This is a genomic window from Modestobacter sp. SYSU DS0875, assembly GCF_054050915.1.
The window spans coordinates 1-15,664 of sequence record NZ_JBJHAH010000027.1 but is presented as its reverse complement, the minus strand read 5'-3'; the positions used below and the strand labels follow the sequence as shown (position 1 = coordinate 15,664).

Sequence of the window (15,664 nt, the reverse complement as noted above, 5' to 3'; positions counted from 1 at the left end):
TCATGGGACTGCATGACTAACACACCTGTCCCATCAGACGGGACGGCGGATGCTCACCTGTGATGGTGTTGTGACCCCGCGGGCGTTCACCTGAGGGCTACGTCACGTTCACCGCCCGGTCGTGGCTCGGGCCGGCCCGGAACGCTCAGAAGCTGCCGCCACCGCTGAAGCCGCCGCCCCCGAAGCTCCCGCCTCCGCTGAAGCCGCCGCCCCCGCCCCCGCCGCCGAAGCCGCCGCCGTACCCGCCGCCGAGGCCCCCGAGCAGGATGCCGCCGAGCATCCCGCCGGCCACGCCCCCGGCGATACCGCCGCCGAACCCCCCGCCGCCGTAGCCGCGCCGGTAGCCGCCGCCGTACCCGCCGCCCCCGTAGCCGCCGGACATGTAGTCCTCGACGTCCTGCTGGGCCTGGGTGAGCGCCTGCCGGGCGAGGGCGTCGGCCCGCTGGGCCGACCGCAGCGCCGCGACCGGGTCGCTCGCGGCCGCGCGCGAGGCGGCGTCCAGGGTCCGATCGGCCTCGGCGAGCCGGGTGCGGGCGACGCTGCCGACGGCCCCGCGGCGGGTGGCGATGAAGTCCTCGGCGACCGCGATCGAGGTGTCCGCCGCCCGCACCGCCTGCTGCAGGTGGGCGGCCGCGCGCTGCTGTTGCTGGCGCAGGTCCCGCGCCGGCTCGAGGGCGGCCTCCAGCGCCAGGTCGGCCTCGTCGAGCTGGCGCACGACCGCCAGGGGGTCGGGCAGCGCGCCGTCGCGCGGCTGGAGCTGGGCGGTGGCGGTGGCGAGCGCGCTCTCCGCCCGGGCCAGCTGCTCGCGCAGGCCAGGGGTGTCCACGCCCCGGCCGAGCAGCGCGTGGGCCTCGGCGATGTCCTTCTCGGTCTCCACGCGGACCGCGGTGAACCGGTCCCCCGCATCGGCCAGCTCGCCGGCGACCCGGCCGACCGAGTCCAGCAGGGTGCGGGCCTGCGCCAGCGCGTCCTCGGCGGCGCGGACCGCCGGCACGGCGGCCGCCGTGCGCCCCTCGTCGAGCTCCGACCGGCCGTGTGCCAGCGCCTGCTCGGCGAGCTCGGCGCGCGCCTGCGCCTCGGTCACGTTGTCCGCGACCGGCGACCACGCGCTACGGGCGTAGCGCTGCTGCAGGTCGGCGAGCGTGCGCTCGGCCTCGGGCAGCCGTGCACGAACCGCGTCGACCGCAGGATCGAGCGCGGCCAGCGCCTCGGGTGCGGACTCCTCGAGGTGCCGCAGCCGGGCGTAGGCCTCCGACTGGTCGTCCAGCCGGGCGGACGCCGCGGCGGTGAGCTGCAGCAGCTCGGTGAGCATGCGCCGCTGGGTCGGCTCGTCCTCGGGGATGTCGTCGTCGAGCTCCTGGCGGATGCCGAAGGCGTGCGACAGCTCGGTCTTGGAGGCGTTCAACGCCTCCTGGAAGCCCGCGATCGACTGCTCGCCGTACTGCGACCGGGCGTAGGCGAGGTCGAGCTCGGAGGTCTTCACCGCCTCGTCGAGCGCCAGCAGCTCCTCGCTGGCCCGGAACATCAGCTGCTCGGTCGGGGTGCCGTGGTGCGGGTCGCGGGCGGCTGCCTCGGCGGCGGCGCGCTCCTCCGCAGCCCGCTGCTGCGCCGCCGCCTGCTTCTTGCGCTGCCGGCTGCGCACCAGGGCGTAGCCACCGCCCCCGACGACGGCGATCCCGACCAGCACGGCCAGTGCGCCGCCACCACCACCGTCTCCGCCGGCGGCTCCCCCGGCGGTCGAGCCGGCCGACCCACCGCCGGTGCGGATCCCCTCGGCGAGGGTGACCGCAGCCCCGGCCCAGTCACCTGCAACCAGTTCCGGTTCCACGTCGCGGGTGACCAGCGTGGCGAACTCGGCCTCGGTCACCGGGCTGTTGGGCCCCACATCGAAGGAGGTGAACCTCTCGGTGGCCACCGCGAACAGTGCCTCGTTCGTGCCCAGCCCGGCCAGGTCGAAGGCCTGCTCGGCCCATTGGCCGCGGGGCAGCCCGTCGAAGGAGTCGACGTAGACGACGTAGAGCTGGGTGCCGTCCTCGGCCCGCAGCTCCTGCAGCGCGGACTCGACCTCCGCCTCCTCCGCGGGGCTGAGCACGTCCGCCTGGTCGACGAGCTGCTCGGTCGGGGCGAACGGCTCGACGGCGAGGGCCGGCCCGGCACCGAGCAGCACGCCGGCCGCACCGAGGACGCCGACGGTCAGGGATCGTACGGACGGGCGCATGCCCCCATCGTGGCTGATCAGGCTGTGACCGGCGTGCCGGGCTCCACCGGCGCGTGCAGCCGCCGCTTGGCCACCGCGATGGGGACCTGCCCGACCAGCGCCGGCAGCACCCAGAAGACCGGGTTGCCGGTCTCGGCGATCAGCACTCCGGTGACCAGTGCGATGTAGGAGCCGCCGAGCAGGTGCGGCTGCCAGCTGCGCCAGCCGGACCAGTTCCGTTGGCGTGCCAGCGCCCCGGTGACCGCGAGCACTTCGGTGCCGACCGCCACCGGCACCAGCCAGCCCAGGCCGGGCGCCGTCACGGCCAGGGCCACCGCCGAGACGGCCACCCCCGCGACAGCAGCCTGGTAGGCGCGGGCTGCTCCTCGCGCCCGGCGACCGGACCGCCGGGCGGCCAGCCAGACCGGGCCGAGGAGCAGCCCACCCACTCCCAGCAGGACGTGCGTCGACAGCAGGAGGTCACGCATCGCACCGGTTCCCCTCAGGCCCGGCGCCGTCCCACGGTCCGGGACCGGACCCGCCCGGCGACGCCTGTCCCGACCCTGCCGGTCGCGGCCGGCGCCGGACAGGTGCCGGATGTCAGGTCCTGACCGGTGCGTCCGTCAGCCGCCGAGGTCCTGCATCACCGAGAAGGCCGCACCCTGCGGGTCGGCGACCACGGCGACCCGGCCGTACGGGGTGTCCTCCGCCGGCATGAGCACCTTCCCCCCGCCGGACTCGACCGCCCGCACCGCCTCATCGGTGGAGGCGACCGCGAAACAGGTGCTCCACCCGCGGGGCAGGCCCTCGACCACCCCGCCGAGCCCGCCCAGCGGGCGCTCGTCGGTCGCGAAGGTGCAGTACCCGCCGGCGTCCGAGATCTCCTCGAAGCGGAAGCCGAAGACCGCGGAGTAGAACTCTCGCGCCGCGGCCGGGTCGTCGACGGCGACCTCGTTCCAGACCAGCGAACCGGGCTCGTTGAACACCTGGACCCCGGTGGTGGTGCCGGCCTGCCAGAGCCCGAACGGGTTGCCCTGCGGGTCGGCGGCGATCGCCATCCGGCCGGCCGGGCCGACGTCCATCGGCGGGGCGAGCACGCTCCCACCGGCCGCGGCCACCCGGGCAGCCGTCGCGTCGGCGTCGTCGGTGGCGAAGTAGGTCGTCCACCGGGGCGGGTCGGCCGGGTCCTGCTGGGGGCCGAGGCCGGCGGCCTCGTGCCCGTCCCGCAGGCACATCAGGTAGCCGCCGGAGTCGGGCCCCGGGTCGCGGTAGGTCCAGTCGAGGATCGCCGCGTAGAACGCGCGGGCGGCGTCGACGTCGGGGGTGGCCAGGTCGACCCAGCAGGGGGTGCCGGGCGGCCAGGCGGTGTCGCGAGTGGGCATGTCTCCTCCTCGGGAAGGACTGCACTCGGTCGGACGGCCGAGGAGGCGACCGTCCCGCCGGGGTCCGACGCTTTCCGGCCCTCCCGGCCCCCGTCCTCCGGCACTCCCACGGAGGTCTCCCGTGTCGCTGCCGTGGGTAGGTGGCCGGGCACCCACCGAGACCAGTCCCGAGACCAGGAGGACCCCTGTGCCCGCTCCCGATCGCGTGCCCACCGCCGACCTGCCCCCGGGCGCCGTCCGCCCCGCCGGCTCCTGGGCGGTGGTCAACGCCGACGGGCGGCTGGCCGCCGTCTCGCGCCGCTGCCGGCACCAGCTCGGCGACCTCGCGCAGGGGACCGTCGACGCCGAGGGCTGCCTGGTCTGCCCGTGGCACCAGGCCCGCTACGACACCTCCACCGGGGAGATGGTCACCGGGCCGCGCGGGTTCCTCGGCTGGCACGGCCCGACGCCGGGCTACACCACGCTGGTGCGCTGGTTCGGCCAGGTCGCCCGGCTGCGGGTGCGCCGGGCGGTCCGGCGGGGCCAGGACGTCGTCGTCGACCCCTGACCCCGGCCGGCCGTTCCGCCAAAATGGCCATTTTGGCGGAACGGGGCGGCGGGTCAGAAGGCCGGGATGACCGCGCCCTCGTAGGTGTCCTCGATGAAGGTGCGCACCTCGTCGGAGTGCAGCAGCTCCTCCAGCTGCTGGATCCGCTCGTCGTCCTCGTCGCCGGTGCGGACCACCAGCAGGTTGGCGTTGGGGTTGCCCTCGGCCTCCTCCAGCGCCAGCGCGTCCTCGGCCGGCACCAGGTCGGCGTCGATGGCGTAGTTGCCGTTGATCACCGCGGCGTCGACGTCGGTCAGCGAGCGGGGCAGCTGCGCGGCCTCGATCTCGGTGATCTCCAGGTTCTTCGGGTTCTCCTCGACGTCCAGCGCGGTGGGCGCGGAGTCCCCGGTGTCGGCCAGCGTGATCAGGTCGTTGGCGGCCAGCAGCCGCAGCGCCCGGCCGGCGTTCGTCGGGTCGTTGGGGATCGCCACGGTCGCACCGTCGGGCAGCGCGGCCAGGTCGGTCAGCGACTCGGAGTAGATGCCCAGCGGCTCGATGTGCACCGGCGCCAGCGGGGTGAAGTCGTACCCGGCGCTGGCCTCCTGCTCCTCCAGGTAGGGGATGGTCTGGAAGTAGTTGGCGTCGATCGACCCGTCGTCCAGCGCCGTGTTGGGCTGCACGTAGTCGGTGAACTCGACGATCTCCAGGTCCAGCCCGGCGTCGTCGGCGAGCTCGTCGTCGATGTACCGCAGGATCTCCCCGTGCGGCACCGGCGAGGCGCCGACGCGCAACGGCTCGTCGGCGGACGACAGCTCGGCGTCGCCGCCTCCGCAGGCGGTGAGGGTCAGGGCGGTGGTGACCGCGGCGGCGGTCAGGGCCAGCTTCGAGCGCATGGGGTTCCTCTTCTGTTGCTCGGTGGGTGTGGGGTCAGGCGTGGGCGAGGTGGCGGGCCCAGCGGTCGCCGGCCCACTGCAGGGCCTGGACGACGACGAGCAGCACCACGACGGTGACCACGGTGATGTCGGTGCGGAACTGCTGGTAGCCGTAGCGGATGGCGAAGTCGCCCAGCCCGCCGCCGCCGATCGCCCCGGCCATCGCCGAGTAGCTGATCAGGGCGACGACGGTGACGGTGACGCCGGCGACCACCGACGGCAGCGCCTCGGGCAGCAGCACGGTGCGGACCACGTCACGCCGCCGGGCGCCCATGGCGAGGGTGGCCTCGACCTTGCCGTGCGCCACCTCGCGCAGGCTGGTCTCGACCAGCCGGGCCAGGAACGGGACGGCGCCGATGGTGAGCGGCACGATGGTCGCCGTCGACCCGATCGTCGTCCCCACGAGGCCGCGGGTGACCGGGGCGACCAGCACCAGCAGGATGATGAACGGCAGCGAGCGGCCCAGGTTGACCACCAGGCCGAGCAGCCGGTTGAGCATCGGGTGCGGGGCCAGCGCGCCCGGCGCGGTCACCGTGAGCAACACCCCGAGCGGGACGCCGAGCAGCACGGTGAGCGCGGTGGCGACCCCGACCATGTAGAGGGTCTCGCCGGTGGCGTCGACCAGCTGGGGGGCGATCCGGTCCCAGTTCACCGCTGCACCTCCGGGGCGTCGGCCAACTCCTGGACGTCGGGCGGCCCGGGGTCGCCGTCCGGCTCGTCGTCGGCGCCGGGCAGCCGTCGCTGACCGCCGGGGACCGCGCGGGAGACCAGCGCACCCTCGGCGCGCAGCCGGGCGAGGGCAGTGTCCAGCCGGCCGCCGTCGTCGCCCTGCACCCGCAACAGCAGCCGGCCGAACCGCCGGCCGGCGACGGACTCCACCGATCCGCCGGCCACCTCGACCGACAGCCCCAGCTCCCCGGCGAGCACCCGCAGCACCGGCGCCTCGGGCGCGGCGTCGGTGACGGTGACCGCCACCAGGTCGCCCTCGGCGGTGGGGTCGACCGGCGGTGCGGGCACCAGCTGGGCGGCCAGCGGGGAGTCCGGGCGGGTGAGCACCTCGGCGAGCGGGCCGCCGTCGACCACCCGGCCGGCCGACATCAGCACGGCGCTGTCGCAGACGGCCTTCACCACGGCCATCTCGTGGGTGATCAGCAGCACGGTGAGGCCGAGCTCGGCGCGGACCTGGCGGAGCAGGTCGAGCACGCCGGCGGTGCTCGCCGGGTCCAGCGCGGAGGTCGCCTCGTCGCACAGCAGCACGGTGGGGCGGGCGGCGAGCGCCCGGGCGATGGCGACCCGCTGCTTCTGCCCGCCGGAGAGCTGGCCGGGCCGGGAGCCGTGCCGGTCGGCCAGGCCGACGAGGTCGAGCAGCTCGGCGACCCGCGCGCGGCGCTCGGCGCGGCCCACGCCGGCCAGCTCCAGCGGGTGCTCGACGTTGCCGGCGGCGGTGCGGGAGTCGAGCAGGTGGAAGTGCTGGAAGATCATGCCGACGCTGCGGCGGGCCCGGCGGACGCCGTCGTCGTCGAGGTCGGTGAGCACCTGCCCGTCGACGGCGACGGTGCCCGAGGTCGGCCGCTCCAGCAGGTTCACCAGCCGGGCCAGCGTGCTCTTGCCCGAGCCGCTGGGGCCGACGACGCCGGCGAACTCGCCGCGGGCGACCGACAGGCTCACGCCGTCGACGGCGACCACCTCGCCGGCACCGCGGCGGGCGGGGAAGACCTTGCGGACGTCGGACAGCTCGATCATGGGGGCTGGGTCCTCGGGCAGGTGCGGGCGGTCGGGCACTGTTTCCCGGAGGCCGGCGTCGTCACGCACGGCCGCCGTCCGGGAGCCTCTCCGCGGAGAGGGGGACGGCGCGGTGTCAGAGCGTGCTGGCGACGCGCATCAGGTCCACGGCGCGACGACGCGTCAGCGAACCCGGCTCGACCACCCGTCCAGAGTGCCAAGCCCCCGCGGCAGCCGCCACTTCCGGACCACCGCTGTGATGGAACCCTCAACCAAGGTGACCCGCTGGAACGGCCCCGCTGCAGGGACCCGCTGCGAGCCTGCGAGCGGTGGGGCCGGCCCCGTCGCAGGGTCCCGCCGCGAGCCTGCGAGTGGCGGGGGGCGACGGGGTCCTTCGACCTTCTAGGCGTCGATCACATGAGACGCCCTCCGCCCGCGGTCCGCTCCTCGCTCGCTGGCGCTCCCTACGATGCTCCCGCGGACGTCAGGCGTCGATGCGGCGGCGGCCCTCGAAGGCCCGGCCCAGGGTGACCTCGTCGGCGTACTCCAGGTCACCGCCCACCGGCAGGCCGCTGGCCAGCCGGGAGACGGCCAGCCCCAGCGGCCCGACCAGCCGGGCCAGGTAGGCGGCGGTCGCCTCGCCCTCGAGGTTGGGGTCGGTGGCGATGATCAGCTCGGTGACCGTGCCGTCCATCAGCCGGGTCATCAGCTCCTTGACCCGCAGGTCGTCGGGGCCGATGCCCTCGATCGGGCTGATCGCGCCGCCGAGCACGTGGTAGCGCCCGCGGAACTCCCGGGTGCGCTCGATCGCGACGACGTCCTTGGGCTCCTCGACGACGCAGATGACGTCGAGCGACCGCCGCGGGTCGCGGCAGATCCGGCACTGCTCGCCTTCGGCGACGTTGTAGCAGGTCACGCAGAAGCGGACCTCGGCCTGCACCCGCTGCAGGGCCGCCACCAGCCGCCCCACGTCGGCCGACTCGGCGGCCAGCAGGTGGAAGGCGATGCGCTGCGCACTCTTGGGCCCGACGCCGGGCAGCCGCCCGAGCTCGTCGATCAGGTCCTGGACAGCGCCCTCGTACACGGTTCTCCTCGCAGAAGGCAGGGACAGGGGCGGGGCCCGGCCGCGGCCGGGGCCCCGCGGGGGTGGATCAGAAGCCGGGCAGGCCCAGGCCGCCGCCACCGCCGAGGCCGCCGGTCAGCGGTCCCATGGTGGAGTCGGTCAGGTCGCTGACGGCGCGCTGGGCGTCGCGGAGGGCGGCGACGACGAGGTCCTGCAGGGTCTCGACGTCGTCGGGGTCGACCGCGGCGGGCGCGATGGTCACCGCGGTGATCTCGCCGCCGCCGGTCATCGTGGCGGTCACCAGGCCGCCACCGGCGGACCCCGTCACCTCGGTCTGGGCGAGCTCCTCCTGGGCGGCGGCGAGCTGCTGCTGCATCTGCTGCGCCTGCTTGAGGATCTGCTGCATGTCGGGCTGGCGTCCGGGTCCGGGCATGCCCCCGAGCGTAGGTGCTGGGCGCCGGGTGCGACGGCCGAACCAGCAGCGGGCAGGCTGACCGGCGTGCCGGCAGAACACCTCGACGTCGCGCGCACCGGCCCGTACCGGCAGCTGGCGCTGATCGCGCTCACCCAGGTGCTGGCGCTGGCGGTGTGGTTCTCCGCCTCGGCGGTGCTGCCGTTGCTGCGCACCGACTGGGGGCTGGGCACCGGCGGCGGCGTGGCGCTGACCGTCGCCGTGCAGCTGGGGTTCGTCGCCGGGGCGCTGACCTCGGCAGTGACCGGGCTCGCCGACCGGGTGCGCCCGGAGCGGCTGTTCGCCGCGGGGGCGCTGGGCTCGGCCGGCTGCACGCTGCTGGTGGCCACCGTGGCCGAGGGCCCACTGGTCGGCGGGGCGCTGCGCTTCCTCACCGGCGCGGGTCTCGCGCTGGTCTACCCGATCGGGATGAAACTGATGGCCTCGTGGTTCGGTGCGCGGGGCCGCGGGCTGGCCCTCGGCGTGCTGGTCGGGGCGCTGACCCTCGGGTCGCTGCTCCCCCAGCTGTTCGTCGGGCTGATCGGTGAGCGGTGGCGCGCGGTCCTCGGGGTCGCCGCCGGCTGCGGCGCGGTGGCCGGGCTGCTGGCGGTGGCGCTGCTGCGCGCCGGGCCGCACCTGGCGGTCGGCACTCCCCCGCGCGCGGCGCAGGCGCTGGACGGGTTCCGCGCGGCCCGCCCGCGGCTGGTCAACCTCGCCTACCTGGGCCACATGTGGGAGCTCTACGCGCTGTGGGCCTGGGCAGCCGCCTGGCTCACCGCCTCCCGCGCCGAGGTGGCGCCCGGGACGTCGGCGTCGGCGGTGGCGCTGCTCGCGCTGGTCGCCTTCGGCCTGTGCGGCGCGGCCGGCTGCGTGCTCGCCGGCTGGCTGGCCGGGCGGTGGGGGCGCGCACCGGTGGCCGCGGTGGCGGTAGCGACCAGCGGGTTCTGCTGCCTGCTCTCGCCGTGGGCCTGGTCGTGGCCGACGGCGGCGCTGGCGGTGTTCGTCTGCGTGTGGGGTGCGGCGGTGATCGCCGACTCGGCGATGTACTCGACGCTGCTCAGCGAGGTCGCCGACCGGCGCTGGGTGGGCACCGCGCTGACCGTGCAGACGGCCACCGGGTTCCTGCTCACCGTGGTGACCATCAGCGCGCTCCCCTACCTGGCCGAGTTGGTCACCTGGCGCTGGACGCTGGTGCTGCTGGCCGCCGGGCCGGTGGTCTCGGTCATGGCGCTGATCCGGTTCCGGGCCCTGGACGACGGGGACCGGACGGCCGCCCGGACCACGTGATCCGCCCCGCTGGGGCCTGCCCTGGAGAAGCTCGTGCTCTGCTCACCCCGGGTGAGCAGAGCACAAGCTCCGCCCGGAGGAGGGCCTCCGCGGACAGTCGTGCTCTGCCCACTTCCCGTGGGCAGAGCACGACTGTCCGGTGAACAGGTGTACCGGTGGCCTCAGCCGTCGATCGGCCGGGCGCCGAGCTGGGCGCGGAGCAGCGCCAGCGCGGCCTGCTCGGCGTCGACCGCCGGGGTGTGCTCGTCCGAGCCGGGGGCGGCGTCGCGCTCGGCCATCAGCTCATTGGCCTCGGCGGTCTCCGCCGCCTCGGCGGCAGCCCGGGCCGCCTCCGGGGTGACCGGCGGGCTCCCCGGAGCCGGCGCGCCGGGCTGGTCGACGACGGCCTGCACCTTCCAGCGCACGCCCAGCAGTTCCTCCAGCGCCGAGCGCAGCACGTCCTTGTTCAGGTCGTCGCCGATCCGCCGGGCCAGCGCCGGGGAGGTGGTGCTCAACGTGAGCGTGCCGGCCGCCAGGTCGTGCACCTGGGCGTTCTTCAGCAGCGCCTCGGTGGTGCGCTTGTGCCGCTTGACCACGGCCATCAGCTCCGGCCAGATCCGCCGGACGTCGGCGGTGGTCAGCTGACCGTCGTCGGCGGCCGGCTCAGGCGTGGCCGAGACGACCGGCGTCGGCTCGCCACCCCGCGGGGCCGGAGCGGACTCCGCTGCCGCGCGCTGCGGTGCGGGCCGGCTCGCGGGGGCCGCCGACCGGGTGGGCTGCGGCCAGTCCTCGTCGTCGGTGGGTTCGGGCGGCAGCGGGATGTCCGGCTCGCCGGTCGCCGCGGAGCGCCGGCGCTCCTCCGGCGCGGCGGCGGGAGCCGCCGGGGTGGGCGCCGCCGCGGCCGGACGCGCGGGCGCACCCGAGCCAGGACGCGCGGTGACCGGCCAGCCGTCCGCGCCCTCCTCGACCGCCGGCGCCGTCGGGGTCGCGGCCGGGGCGGGCCGGGTCGCCGCCGGGGCAGGCGGGGCCGGGGCGGCCGCAGGCCGCTCGGCCGCCGGCGCGGGAGCCGCGGCCCGGGCCGACTCGGCCGAGCGCTGGGACGGACGCACGTACGCCGGGCGGGAGCCCGCTGTCTCCGGCGCCGCCGCGGCGGGCTCGCGCACCACCGGCTCGCGCACCTGGGCCGGCGCCTCGCGGACCGGCGCAGCGGCCTCGCGGACCGGTGCGGCGATCCCCTCGACCGGCCGGCCGGCGTGCTCGCCGGCGATGGACATCCGCCGCTCCAGCCGCTCGAGGCGCTGCAGGGTGGCGGTGGCCGAGCCGTCGACACCGGGCAGCAGCATCCGCGCGCAGACCAGCTCCAGCAGCAGCCGCGGCGCCGTCGTCCCGCGCATCTCGGTGAGGCCCTCGTGCACCGTGTCGGCCAGCCGGGACAGCGTGGCCGCGCCCAGCGCCTGCGCCTGGCGGGTCATCAGGTCCAGCCGATCGGGCGGGCAGTCGAGCAGCCCGTTGCCCCCGGCCTCGGGGACGGCGTTGAGCACGATCAGGTCGCGCAGCCGGTCGAGCAGGTCGGTGGCGAAGCGCCGCGGGTCGTGGCCCGCCTCCACCACCCGGTCGACGGCCTGGAAGACGCCGGGGGCGTCGGAGGCGGCCAGCGCGTCGACCGTCTCGTCGAGCAGCGCCTCGTCGGTGACGCCGAGCAGGCCCACCGCCTCGCGGTAGGTGACGCCGTCCTCGCCGGCGCCGGCCAGCAGCTGGTCCAGGATCGACAGCGAGTCACGCACCGACCCGCCGCCGGCCCGCACGACCAGCGGGAAGACCGTGGGCTCGACCTGCACGCCCTCGGCGGCGCAGGTCTTCTCCAGCAGGCCGCGCAGCGTGCTCGGCGGCACCAGCCGGAACGGGTAGTGGTGGGTGCGCGACCGGATGGTCGGCAGCACCTTCTCCGGCTCCGTCGTCGCGAAGACGAAGACCAGGAACTCCGGCGGCTCCTCGACCACCTTGAGCAGGGCGTTGAAGCCCTGCGTGGTGACCATGTGCGCCTCGTCGACGATGTAGACCTTGTAGCGGCTGTGCACCGGGGCGAAGAACGCCCGCTCGCGCAGCTCGCGGGCGTCGTCGACGCCACCGTGGCTGGCCGCGTCGATCTCGATGACGTCGATCGAGCCGGGGCCGTCGGGGGCCAGGGAGATGCACGAGGCACAGACCCCGCACGGGGTCGACGTCGGCCCCTGCTCGCAGTTGAGCGAGCGGGCCAGGATCCGCGCCGAGGAGGTCTTGCCGCACCCGCGCGGGCCGCTGAACAGGTAGGCGTGGTTGATCCGCCCCCCGTCGACGGCGTTCACCAGCGGGGTGGTGACGTGCTCCTGCCCGACCACCTCGGCGAAGGTCGCCGGGCGGTACTTGCGGTAGAGCGCCAGAGCCACGCCGCGAGGTTACGTGCCGGCACCGACGTGCGGGGCGAGCCTCTGGACGGGGCCGGGAGGTCACTGGGTGAGCCAGCGGAAGAGCTCCACCGCGCCGCGGCCCTCGACCCGGGAGCACGGCTGCGAGAACGATCCACCGGGCGCGACGACGGGCCCTGACCGGCTCCCCTCCCCAGGCGTGCGGGCAGTGCACCGCACCGACCAGGAGGAGGCTGGGAGAACGAAAGGGACCCCCCGCACACCCGCCAGAGCCTGCTTATCCTTGCTGCCTTCCGGCCCTGGGGAGGTTCACAGGGTGACGCCGTACGAGGGGTCGGGTCCCACTGTAGAGGACGCCGGGCATCCCGCTGCCGCCCCTCCGGCCCGCGGCTAGGCTCCCGCGCCATGCTCACGGCTGCGCCGACCCCATCGGCCCGCGGCTTCCTCCTCGTCGTCCTCGCCGCGCTGTGCTGGGGCACGTCCGGGGTGAGCGGCGACCTGGTCGCCCGGAGGACCGACCTCGACCCGCTCGACATCGCCTGGCACCGGATGGCGATCGGCGCGGCCACCCTGCTGGCCGTGCACGTGCTGACCCGCCGGCGGCGGCCCACCCCGCGGCCGCCGCTGACCGCCCGGGTGCGCACCCGGCTGGTGCTGGTCGGCGCGGGCCTGGCGGTGTACCAGAGCGCCTACTTCGCCGCCGTCGCCACCGCGGGGGTGAGCATCGCCACCCTCGTCGCGCTCGGCCTCGCCCCACTGCTGGTCGCGATCGGCGGGGCGGTGCTCGGGCAGGGCCGGCCGGACCGGGCGACGATGGCCGCCCTGGCGGTGGCGCTGGTCGGGCTGGTGCTGCTGGTCGGGGTCTCGGCCGGCGCGGACGCCGGGGACACGGTGCTGCTGGGCGCGCTGGCCGCGGTGGGCTGCGCGGTGGCCTACGCCGGGGTGGTGCTGGCCTCCGCCGGGGTGCCCGACGGCGTCCCGACGACGACGGCCGGGTTCACCCTCGGCGCGCTGCTGCTCACCCCGGTGGCGCTGGCCGCCGGGCTGGACCTGACCGGCGACCCGCTGGCCCTGGGCACGCTGGTCTACCTGGGCGTGGTGCCCAGCGCGCTGGCCTACGGCCTGTTCTTCACCGGGGTGCGGACCGTGCCCGCGGCGATCGCCTCGATCGTGACGCTGCTCGAGCCGCTGACCGCGACGGCGCTGGCCACCGTGGTGCTGGGCGAGCGGCTCACCCCGACCGCGCTGGCCGGGGGAGCCCTGATGCTCGGCGCCGTGACGGCGCTCTACCTGCGGAGGATGGGAGATTCGAACTCCCGAGGGCTTGCACCCAACCCGCTTTCCAAGCGAGCGCCATAGGCCACTAGGCGAATCCTCCAGTGCCGGGCAGTCTACCGGGCAGCCGTGCGTGCGTCAGCCGCCGCCCTCCGACCCGCCCGGCCGGCGCACCGGGAGGGTGGTTGAGTGATCCGCACCGGAGGGCGACCGCCGGCAGCCGCAGCGACCGGGAGGAGCCCGATGAGCGAGACCGAGCAGGTGCGTCCCGAGGTGGTGGCCGCGATCGTCACCGCCCTGCAGGAGACCGACCCGAGCAACCTCCCCGCCGACGCGACGCGGGCGGAGAAGGACGCCGCGAAGGACACCTACCTCTCCGGCATGGTCGCCGAGCGCGCCCAGCGCGACCGGCAGACCCGGGCGTGGGAGCTGCTGCTGACCCGCAGCCACGAGGAGCCACCGAGCTGGTCCCAGCTGTTCGACGAGCTGCCCGAGGCGTCGCTGCGCGAGCTGGGCGAGCTGTACGACGCCCTGCCCGAGGGGGCCCAGGCCGAGTACGCCCGCCGGTACGGGGCCCCGGCCTCCGCCTGACCCCAGTGCTCGGGCAGCTCTGCGCGGGACGGCGCCGGTGACCGCTCCTGGCTCGCGGGTGGCCGGCCGCTACCTGCTGCGCGCGCGGCTCGGCGGCGGCTCGATGGGCGCGGTGTGGCTGGCCCGCGACGAGCTGCTGGGCCGCGACGTCGCGGTCAAGCAGGTGCTCATCCCGGCCGGCAGCGACCCCGAGGTCACCGCCGGCCACCGCGAGGCGGCGATGCGCGAGGGGCGGATCGCCGCCCGGCTGACCCACCCGCACGCCGTCGCCGTCTACGACATGGTCGACGACGGCGGCACGCCCTGGCTGGTGATGGAGTACCTGCCCTCGCGCAGCCTGGCCCAGGTGCTGCAGGCCAGCGGCACGCTGCCGGTGACCCAGGTCGCCCAGATCGGCGCGCAGGTGGCCGACGCACTGGCGGCGGTGCACGCCGCCGGGGTGGTGCACCGGGACGTCAAGCCGGGCAACGTGCTGATCGGTGAGGGCGAGCGCAGCGAGGGCCTGGTCAAGATCACCGACTTCGGCATCTCCCGGGCCACCGGCGACGTGTCGCTGACCCAGACCGGGGTGGTCAAGGGCACCCCGGCCTACCTCGCGCCCGAGGTGGCGCGCGGTCAGGAGCCAGACGAGGCCAGCGACGTCTTCTCCCTGGGCGCCACGCTCTACGCCTGCCTGGAGGGCACCCCGCCGTTCGGGATGACCGAGAACCCGCTGGAGATGCTCCACCGGGTGGCCGGCGGGGACTTCTCCCGGCCGCGGCACGCCGGAGCGCTGGGCCGGCCGCTGATGCGGATGCTGAACTCCGATCCGCGCAAGCGCCCCTCGATGACCCAGGTCCGCGACCAGCTGGCCCGGCTGGTCGCCGGCAAGGACGGCGACGTCACCGAGGTGCTCGCCGCCCGGACGCCGCTGCCGCCGACGCTGGCCGACCTGCGGGCGGTGGACGACGACGGCCGGCCGCTGCCCGCCCCCGCGGCGGCGCCGGCGCCACCGATCACGGCTGCCGCGTCGTCGACCCCGAGCACCCCAGCCGGCGGGCCGACGACCGGCGCCCGGTCGGCGGCTGCCCTGCGGCCTCCCCACCGCCGGGCCGGCCGCCGCGCCCTCGTGGCCCTGCTGGCCCTGCTGGTGGTCGGCGGGCTCGTCGGCGGCGGCTTCGCGTTGGCCGGGCGGGACGACGGCTCGGTGGGCCCGACGGCGCAGCTCAGTGACCGGCCCTCGGAGACCACCTCCGAGGCGCCGGAGCCGACGCCGCCCCCCACGCCGACGCCCACCCCGTCCTCGACTCCCCCGCCGTCGACCACCGAGCCACCGCCGGAGACCAGCGCGCCGCCACCGGAGACCAGCGCGCCGCCGCCGGAGACCAGCGCGCCGCCACCTCCCCCGCCGTCCAGCGAGCCGCCGCCCGCCCCGGACAGCGCCGCCGCCGTGCGGGACGCGATCACCAGCTACTACGCACTGCTGCCCGGCAACCCGCAGGCCGCCTGGGAGCGGACCGGGCCGCGCCTGCGGGCCGAGATCGGCAGCCGGGCGGCCTACGTCCGGTTCTGGAACCGGTTCAGCTCCGTGCAGATCGGTGCGGTGCAGGCCCGGGACGGGTCGCTCGAGGCCACCGTGCCGGTGACGTACGTCGAGCCCGACGGCGACAGGTTCCCCGAGCAGCACCGGATCACCCTGGTGCGCGGGGACGACGGCCGGCTGCTCATCGACTACGACGAGCCGGTCTGAGCCGGCACGCGAGAGGGGGGGGGGGCGGCGGGGGGCGGCCCCGCTGCACGGGGGGGGGTAAGTCGGAACGCGGCCGCCCGGGTCGAGAAACGCCAGGGCAGAGCCGCTTCCCCCCCTAAAAATAT

The 15,664-nt window shown here is 75.9% G+C and carries 13 protein-coding genes, 1 tRNA gene, 1 other RNA gene and 1 pseudogene; 5 read left to right on the top strand and 11 right to left on the bottom strand.

Annotated features, from left to right (window positions below; translation table 11 throughout):
• Positions 1–145: 145 nt before the first annotated feature.
• The 3 genes from ACI79Y_RS15335 to ACI79Y_RS15325 all read right to left on the bottom strand — a co-directional run bounded on the left by ACI79Y_RS15335 (position 146) and on the right by ACI79Y_RS15325 (position 3,579).
• Positions 146–2,218, bottom strand: coding sequence for a TPM domain-containing protein (locus ACI79Y_RS15335; RefSeq protein ID WP_457159309.1), 2,073 nt, complete (start codon positions 2,216–2,218; stop codon positions 146–148).
• A 17-nt stretch (positions 2,219–2,235) separates the two neighbouring features.
• Positions 2,236–2,685: a hypothetical protein gene (locus tag ACI79Y_RS15330; protein ID WP_457159308.1), complete on the bottom strand. Its 450-nt coding sequence runs from the start codon at positions 2,683–2,685 to the stop codon at positions 2,236–2,238.
• 135 nt (positions 2,686–2,820) lie between these two features.
• A complete protein-coding gene (locus ACI79Y_RS15325; RefSeq protein ID WP_457159307.1) occupies positions 2,821–3,579 on the bottom strand; it encodes a VOC family protein in 759 nt (252 codons plus the stop codon).
• Between the two features lie 187 nt (positions 3,580–3,766).
• Here ACI79Y_RS15325 and ACI79Y_RS15320 point away from each other — a divergent pair, with 187 nt between their 5' ends.
• Positions 3,767–4,126, top strand: coding sequence for a Rieske (2Fe-2S) protein (locus ACI79Y_RS15320; RefSeq protein ID WP_457159306.1), 360 nt, complete (start codon positions 3,767–3,769; stop codon positions 4,124–4,126).
• Positions 4,127–4,179: 53 nt separating this feature from the next.
• Here ACI79Y_RS15320 and ACI79Y_RS15315 read toward each other — a convergent pair whose 3' ends face one another.
• The 5 genes from ACI79Y_RS15315 to ACI79Y_RS15295 form a co-directional block, all read right to left on the bottom strand.
• The gene (locus tag ACI79Y_RS15315; RefSeq protein ID WP_457159305.1) at positions 4,180–4,998 is read right to left on the bottom strand and encodes a MetQ/NlpA family ABC transporter substrate-binding protein; all 819 of its coding nucleotides are present in this window, start codon (positions 4,996–4,998) and stop codon (positions 4,180–4,182) included.
• A gap of 34 nt (positions 4,999–5,032) precedes the next feature.
• Positions 5,033–5,689: a methionine ABC transporter permease gene (locus ACI79Y_RS15310; protein WP_457159304.1), complete on the bottom strand. Its 657-nt coding sequence runs from the start codon at positions 5,687–5,689 to the stop codon at positions 5,033–5,035.
• Positions 5,686–6,780 carry a methionine ABC transporter ATP-binding protein gene (locus tag ACI79Y_RS15305; RefSeq protein WP_457159303.1) on the bottom strand — a complete coding sequence of 365 codons (1,095 nt, stop codon included), beginning with the start codon at positions 6,778–6,780 and terminating at the stop codon, positions 5,686–5,688. Before ACI79Y_RS15305 ends, ACI79Y_RS15310 begins: the two co-directional genes overlap by 4 nt.
• 463 nt (positions 6,781–7,243) lie before the next feature.
• Complete coding sequence (gene recR / locus ACI79Y_RS15300) at positions 7,244–7,843, bottom strand: recombination mediator RecR (RefSeq protein ID WP_457080149.1); 600 nt, start codon at positions 7,841–7,843, stop codon at positions 7,244–7,246.
• Between the two features lie 67 nt (positions 7,844–7,910).
• A complete protein-coding gene (locus ACI79Y_RS15295) occupies positions 7,911–8,255 on the bottom strand; it encodes a YbaB/EbfC family nucleoid-associated protein (protein WP_457159302.1) in 345 nt (114 codons plus the stop codon).
• 66 nt (positions 8,256–8,321) lie between these two features.
• Between ACI79Y_RS15295 and ACI79Y_RS15290 the strand changes: the two genes are divergently transcribed.
• Entirely contained in the window at positions 8,322–9,560 is a 1,239-nt protein-coding gene (locus ACI79Y_RS15290; protein WP_457159301.1) for an MFS transporter, read from the top strand.
• Between the two features lie 161 nt (positions 9,561–9,721).
• On the opposite strand, the gene ACI79Y_RS15285 is transcribed toward ACI79Y_RS15290, so the two are convergent.
• Together ACI79Y_RS15285 and ffs are read right to left on the bottom strand one after the other, a co-directional pair.
• Positions 9,722–11,965: a DNA polymerase III subunit gamma and tau gene (locus ACI79Y_RS15285; protein WP_457159300.1), complete on the bottom strand. Its 2,244-nt coding sequence runs from the start codon at positions 11,963–11,965 to the stop codon at positions 9,722–9,724.
• 222 nt (positions 11,966–12,187) lie between these two features.
• An RNA gene (gene ffs, locus ACI79Y_RS15280) (signal recognition particle sRNA small type) lies at positions 12,188–12,283 on the bottom strand.
• Between the two features lie 66 nt (positions 12,284–12,349).
• Between ffs and ACI79Y_RS15275 the strand changes: the two are divergent.
• Positions 12,350–13,171 (top strand): annotated as a pseudogene (locus ACI79Y_RS15275) (DMT family transporter); the annotation flags it as partial.
• A gap of 66 nt (positions 13,172–13,237) precedes the next feature.
• Here ACI79Y_RS15275 and ACI79Y_RS15270 read toward each other — a convergent pair.
• Positions 13,238–13,322 (bottom strand) — tRNA-Ser (locus ACI79Y_RS15270).
• Positions 13,323–13,462: 140 nt separating this feature from the next.
• Here ACI79Y_RS15270 and ACI79Y_RS15265 point away from each other — a divergent pair.
• Together ACI79Y_RS15265 and ACI79Y_RS15260 are read left to right on the top strand one after the other, a co-directional pair.
• Entirely contained in the window at positions 13,463–13,810 is a 348-nt protein-coding gene (locus tag ACI79Y_RS15265; RefSeq protein WP_457159299.1) for a hypothetical protein, read from the top strand.
• Between the two features lie 37 nt (positions 13,811–13,847).
• On the top strand, positions 13,848–15,539 hold the full coding sequence (locus ACI79Y_RS15260) for a serine/threonine-protein kinase (RefSeq protein ID WP_457159298.1): 1,692 nt from the start codon (positions 13,848–13,850) through the stop codon (positions 15,537–15,539).
• The last annotated feature ends 125 nt before the right edge of the window (positions 15,540–15,664 follow it).